This window comes from Gammaproteobacteria bacterium (assembly GCA_003696665.1).
Taxonomy (GTDB): Bacteria; Pseudomonadota; Gammaproteobacteria; order Enterobacterales.
Genome location: RFGJ01000455.1, coordinates 1 through 5,783, shown reverse-complemented (window position 1 = coordinate 5,783; position 5,783 = coordinate 1). Strand labels below are relative to the sequence as shown.

General features: G+C 53.5%; 6 protein-coding genes. 5 read left to right on the top strand and 1 reads right to left on the bottom strand.

Features of this window, described 5'->3' with window-relative positions; translation table 11 throughout:
• Nucleotides 1-1,107: S9 family peptidase (locus D6694_11310; protein RMH39365.1), on the top strand; the 1,107-nt coding region annotated here is incomplete at its 5' end.
• Nucleotides 1,107-1,337: a hypothetical protein gene (locus D6694_11305; protein ID RMH39364.1), complete on the top strand. Its 231-nt coding sequence runs from the start codon at nucleotides 1,107-1,109 to the stop codon at nucleotides 1,335-1,337. The genes D6694_11310 and D6694_11305, both read left to right, overlap by 1 nt.
• 9 nt (nucleotides 1,338-1,346) lie before the next feature.
• Here D6694_11305 and D6694_11300 read toward each other — a convergent pair whose 3' ends face one another.
• The gene (locus D6694_11300) at nucleotides 1,347-2,003 is read right to left on the bottom strand and encodes a hemolysin D (protein RMH39363.1); all 657 of its coding nucleotides are present in this window, start codon (nucleotides 2,001-2,003) and stop codon (nucleotides 1,347-1,349) included.
• Between the two features lie 157 nt (nucleotides 2,004-2,160).
• Here D6694_11300 and D6694_11295 point away from each other — a divergent pair, with 157 nt between their 5' ends.
• From D6694_11295 to D6694_11285, 3 genes are all read left to right on the top strand, one after another.
• Nucleotides 2,161-2,772: a hypothetical protein gene (locus tag D6694_11295; protein ID RMH39362.1), complete on the top strand. Its 612-nt coding sequence runs from the start codon at nucleotides 2,161-2,163 to the stop codon at nucleotides 2,770-2,772.
• 1 nt (nucleotide 2,773) lies between these two features.
• Complete coding sequence (locus D6694_11290) at nucleotides 2,774-4,189, top strand: hypothetical protein (protein RMH39361.1); 1,416 nt, start codon at nucleotides 2,774-2,776, stop codon at nucleotides 4,187-4,189.
• A 2-nt stretch (nucleotides 4,190-4,191) separates the two neighbouring features.
• Nucleotides 4,192-5,783: PHP domain-containing protein (locus D6694_11285; protein RMH39360.1), on the top strand; the 1,592-nt coding region annotated here is incomplete at its 3' end.

The window sequence follows — 5,783 nt, the reverse complement described above, 5'->3', positions numbered from 1 at the left end:
GTGGTGCCGCAGCAAGCCGAGACGTTGCGTAGCGCGGCGGTGGTGAATGGCTTGCTTGCGCTCTCCTATTTAAAAGATGCGCGGAGCCAATTGAAAATTTACGGCCTGGATGGTCAGTTCAAGGCAGAGGTGCCGTTACCGGGCATTGGCACCGCGTCCAATTTGGTGGGTCGTGCAGACAGTGATGTGGCCTTTGTCACGTTCACCAATTATGTTCGGCCAACCACCTTGTATCAGTACGATTTTGCCAAAAATGCGCTAACGCAATTTTGGGCGCCCAAGCTGAAGTTCAATCCAGACGATTTTGTCAGCGAACAGGTCTTTTACCAAAGCAAGGATGGCACGCGCGTGCCCATGACCATCTCGTATAAGAAAGGCCTTAAGAAAAATCGCCAAAATCCAACGCTGCTCTATGGCTATGGCGGTTTCAACATTTCCATTCTGCCAGCGTTTTCGGTCCAGAATTTGGCGTGGATGGAGCTTGGTGGTGTCTATGCAGTGGCCAACTTGCGTGGTGGTGCAGAGTACGGTGAAGAATGGCATCGTGCGGGCATGAAACACAATAAGCAAAATGTGTTTGATGATTTTATTGCGGCGGCCAAATATCTCATTGCGGATGGTTATACGTCGCCTAAACACCTTGGCATTTATGGTCGCTCAAACGGCGGGCTGCTGATTGGTGCCGCCATGACCCAACGTCCGGAGCTGTTTGCTGCCGCGCTCCCAGCGGTGGGCGTTTTGGATATGTTGCGTTTTCATAAGTTTACCATTGGCTGGGCCTGGGTTGCTGAGTATGGCAGTGCCGACAACCTGGATGACTTTAAGGTGCTCTATCGGTATTCGCCATATGATAACTTGAAAAAAGGTGTTGATTACCCGGCGACTATGGTGATGACCGCCGATCACGATGATCGCGTGGTGCCCTACCACAGTTTCAAATTTGCTGCGCGCCTGCAGGCCTACAATAGTGGTAAGCGACCGGTGATTGTGCGTATTGAGCACAATGCCGGACACGGTGCCGGCAAGCCAACGGCCAAGCGCATTGAAGAGGCCAGAGACATCATCGTCTTTCTTGCCGCCCATACGGGTCTGAAGCTGGACGGTTGATGAAAGGCTTTTGGCAGCGTTGGAAGGAAGAGCCGAAATTTGCATTTCGGCTCTTCTTGCTAGGCGCTTCGATCTTTTTTGCTGGTGTCCTGCCGCTCTGGCTGTGGGCACCTGAGGTCAAAGGTTGGCGTATGGCCTTGTGGGGGCTGATGGTTGGTGGGGTGCTGGTGGCGTTGGTCGGTTACATCGGCATCTGGCGTTGGCGCTGGCGTGAATTTCTCGACAAATGATCGGCGAACTTAGTGTGGGCTCTGGCCGCCGATGTGTGGCGACAAAATGTAGAAATAAATCGCGATGAAATGGGAGGCGGCACCGAGCAGCACAAAAATGTGCCAGATGGCGTGGCCAAATGGAATGTGCTCATCCTTGGCGTAGAAAATGGTGCCGACTGTGTAAGCCAGCCCGCCGGCGAGCAAAAGCCATAATGCTGGTTGTGGCACCGACTCAAGCATCGGCCCGGCCGCCACGATAATGAGCCAGCCCATGGCGATATAAGTGACCAGTGCTGTGCGAGGAAAGCGCTTGCGCCACATCAGCGTGAACACAATGCCAAAAATGGCGAGCGACCAAATGACAGCAAAGAGCCAATAGCCCCAAGCGCCACGGAGGCTAATCAATAAAAATGGCGTGTAAGTTCCGGCAATCAGAAGATAGATGGCGCAATGATCGAGCACCTGAAAGCGTTGTTTCAACGCTGGGTGGCGGGCGCTGTGATAGAGCGTGGAAGCTAGAAACAGTATGGTCAGGCTGATGCCATAAGTCAGCCCGGCAGCCAGACGCCATGGGTCATCAAGCCGTACGGCGACGACAATCATCAAGGTCAAGGCGATCACACCGAAAATGGCACCGATGCCATGCGTCAAGGCGTTAGCCCACTCTTCGTATTTCTGCTTCATCTTTGGGAAATCTTAAGACGTTCCGATATTTTTAAACGTTTGTTTGAATTCTAGTCGGTAATGATCGCCGACACAAGGCATTTTGGCGTGTCTGCCAGTTGCGTTCTGACAGATTTATGCAATACTACTCATATGAGTAGTATTTTGCGTGTGTGTCATGGATCCTGTTTTGGCCTGGCAGTCGTTATGTCGTACCGGTCGTGAATATGCTAAGGGGCGACAGCAAAGTGTTGTGTCGTCTGGTCGTGCCGACTTTGACCGCTGGCTGCCCATGGGTGGGTGGCAAAAACACGCAGCCATTGAATGTGTGGTGCCGCATTTCGGCATTGGTGAAATGGCCTTGCCGATGGCTTATTTCCGTACTTTGCCAGCGAAAGACGCAATTTTTTGTGTCGGCATGCCCTATTTGCCTTGTGCGCCCGCGTGGGCACAACAGGCAGGCGGCTGCGAGCGTTTTTGGTTTGTTCGCGCCGAAAATGATGCTGATGCGTTATGGGCATTGTTACAAGCATTGGCCAGTGGTTTGTTTCGTGCGTCGATGGTGTGGCTTGCACAGCCACTCCGGCAGTCGCATTGGCAGCGCATCCGGCCATATTTGAACTCATCGCTTGAGCTGCTCTGGATTTTTCGAGTTGGGCGCCCCACCCAGTTTTCTCCGGTGGACTACCGCTTTTATTTGCGCGTGGACGGTCGTGCGCATTTGCTCGTGCAGCCATATCGATTGCCGGGACAAGGGCATAAGCAGGCATTTTGCTGGCAGGAAGATTGAAATGGGCGGCGCGCCACGCTGGATGGTCATACATTTTTTCTGTTGGCGTCTGGATGGGGTGCTCGAAGGTGACGTTGATGGGATGCCTGCGGTATTAGTGAGCCGCGATGATCGTGTGATCGAGGCCAATCGAGCGGCTCGCTGTCTTGGCATTGCCGTTGGGATGTCCAGACATCAAGCGCAGGCGCTATGCCCACAGTTGAAAAGTGTTGATATGCCGTCACAGACGGACAGATTTCGTCACGCCATGGCATCACGGGCTTTTGAACTGTCAAACGAGATCTATTGGCTGAATGAACATACGCTGGCGGCCAACCTATCGGGCACGGAAGGGTTATGGGGGCGTGGGAAAGTGTTTTTCAAACGCCTTACCAAGATGCTGAAATCATGGCCATGGTCCATGCAGTGGAGTGTGATGCCCTCGCCGTATGCGGCTTGGTGTCTGGCTGCATTTCATGAACAGCCAACCTTTTGCGAATCGGTGGCGCAACAATGTGATTGGCTTGGCAAGCTGCCCGTGACCGCGCTTGATTGTTTTGATCCACAGTGGGCGACGACGCTGCAATCAGTAGGTGTCGTTTGTCTTGAACAGTTCTTTCGCTTTGCCGGACATGAATTGTTGGTTTTGCTGGGACCGGAAGCCGTCAATATACGTGACGGCTTGCAATCAACGGCTTCGTTGCAACATGGTGTGCGCATTGCGCCAGCGCTGGAGTTTCAGGAAGAAAGTCACTGGGATTACGGCATTGACCGTCAGGATGCATTGCTATTCGCTTTACAACCCGTGTTGCAGAAATTGCAAGAGTTTTGTCAGCAACACAGGGTGAATCCGGCGCGAATCCAGCTGCATTTTTTGCATGGAAAAACAGCCAGTGGATTGATGATCAAAGGCGCGGAAGCCATGACAACGGTTCAACAATGGCGCACGCTGATTCGACTGAAACTTGCGTCACGCACGTTACCACCGGTTTTTGGTGTGCGCCTCTTGTGCTGGCGTTTCTGGGCAAAGACCGAGGCTACTGCTGACCTGTTCGCAGAACCCTATCGCGAGCCTCCGGAATGGTTGCTGGCACGCTTGCAGGCTCGGCTCGGCCATGATGCGGTGTTTTTTCTGCAAGCACAGGCTGCGCACAGGCCGGAGAAGCAATCACGGTATTGTGCACAACTTTTGCCGAATACAGACGAGCCCACTGCCATCGGGCATGCGCCTCGGCCCTTGTGGTTATTGCCATCGCCAATGCCTATCGACCGTCGAGACTGGCATCGACTGGCGCAACCATGCTGGATTCGCACCGATTGGTGGACGACACAGCCCTGTGCACGGGTTTATTTTCGCGCCCGGGATCGGAAGGGGCGTCGTGGCTGGATTTTTCGTGATCTGTCAGGTGATTGGTTTTTGCATGGTTTGTGGTGCTAGTCATGTTTGCAGAGCTGCACTGTCTCAGTCATTTTACTTTTTTGCGTGGTGCATCATCGCCGGAGTGCTTGGTGCAAACAGCCAGTCAACTTGGTTATCACGCCATCGCGGTGACGGATGAGTGTTCTCTAGCGGGCATTGTGCGCGCGCACCTAGTGGCCCAAGCGCTTGATATTCAGTTGATTGTTGGTGCGGAATTTTCACTTGTTGACTGTCCCGGAACATGGATTCTGCTGGCGCCAGATCGCTTGGCTTATCGCCAACTATGTCAGGTCATCAGCGATGCGCGCATGCGGGCAACCAAAGGAAGCTACCGGATGGATATGGCCTTACTGCAAAAGGCCTCGGGATGCATTGCCCTATGGCGTCCTGAGCTGGCGCGTCGACCAAAAGCAGAACCATTGCGTGCTTTGACGGCTCATTTTTATCGATTTGCCGTGGTGGCCGAATGGGCGATGGATGGGTGTGATGAAGTACGGCGGCGCACAGTGTTGTATTGGCAAGCACAACTGGAGTGTGCTGTCGTGGCGAGTTGTGGAGCCGAGATGCACGCGCCTTCGCAATTGTTTGTACATCATACACTGGCGGCCATCCGTGAAGGCCAACCGCTGGCCACAATGGGTGATCGGCTCGCAGCCAATGCCGCTCGGCATTTATGGCCGCTAGATAAACTTAAGCGCTGGTTTCCGAACGAGTGGCTGGACGCCACCGTTGCCATTGCCAATCTGTGTCACTTTTCCCTTGACGAGTTACGCTATCAGTATCCTTCCGAAGTCATCCCGCACGGTCGCGAAGCCAATGAATACTTGGCGGAACTGACATGGCAGGGGGCGCGTGAACGTTGGCCGGAGGGGTGGGATGACGAACTCCAGGCACGCATTGAGAAGGAGCTTCGGATTATCCGAGAGCTCGGTTTTGCGCATTATTTTCTGACCGTCTATGACATTGTGCGCTTTGCTCGAACGCGCCGCATTCTGTGCCAAGGCCGTGGCTCCGCCGCCAACTCGGTGGTCTGTTTTTGTTTAGGCATTACCTCTGTGGATCCAAAGCGAATTGATGTGCTGTTTGAACGATTTGTTTCTGAAGCGCGCCATGAACCCCCGGACATCGATATCGACTTTGAGCATGAGCGCCGAGAAGAAGTGATTCAATATTTGTATCAGAAATATGGGCGACACAAGGCGGCGCTGACGGCTGTCGTCATAACTTATCGATGGCGCTCTGCTGTTCGTGATGTTGGTAAAGCGTTGGGATTTTCAGAGACAGAAATCAAGTCCTTCCAACGTGAGTTGGCCTCAATGGACGAGGCACAGTTCCGCATTTATTTGCGCGACATTGAAGTGCCTGAAAGGCGCCACTTAATTGCCTGCTTATGGCGCTGTGTTCACGCGATTTTGGGTTTTCCGCGCCATTTGTCGCAACACGTCGGAGGCTTTGTGTTGTCCGAGCAGCCTTTGTCTGAATTGGTGCCGGTGGAGCCGGCCGCTATGGAAGGACGGAGTGTGGTGCAATGGGATAAAGACGATCTCAAGGCCTTAGGCATTATGAAGGTCGACATTCTGGCGCTGGGCATGTTGACGGCCATTCGCAAATG

Coding starts and splice junctions, on each gene's coding strand:
- D6694_11295 (RMH39362.1), top strand. CDS start 2,161: ATGGATCCTGTTTTGGCCTGGCAGTCGTTATGTCGTACCGGTCGTGAA.
- D6694_11305 (RMH39364.1), top strand. CDS start 1,107: ATGAAAGGCTTTTGGCAGCGTTGGAAGGAAGAGCCGAAATTTGCATTT.
- D6694_11290 (RMH39361.1), top strand. CDS start 2,774: ATGGGCGGCGCGCCACGCTGGATGGTCATACATTTTTTCTGTTGGCGT.
- D6694_11300 (RMH39363.1), bottom strand. CDS start 2,003: ATGAAGCAGAAATACGAAGAGTGGGCTAACGCCTTGACGCATGGCATC.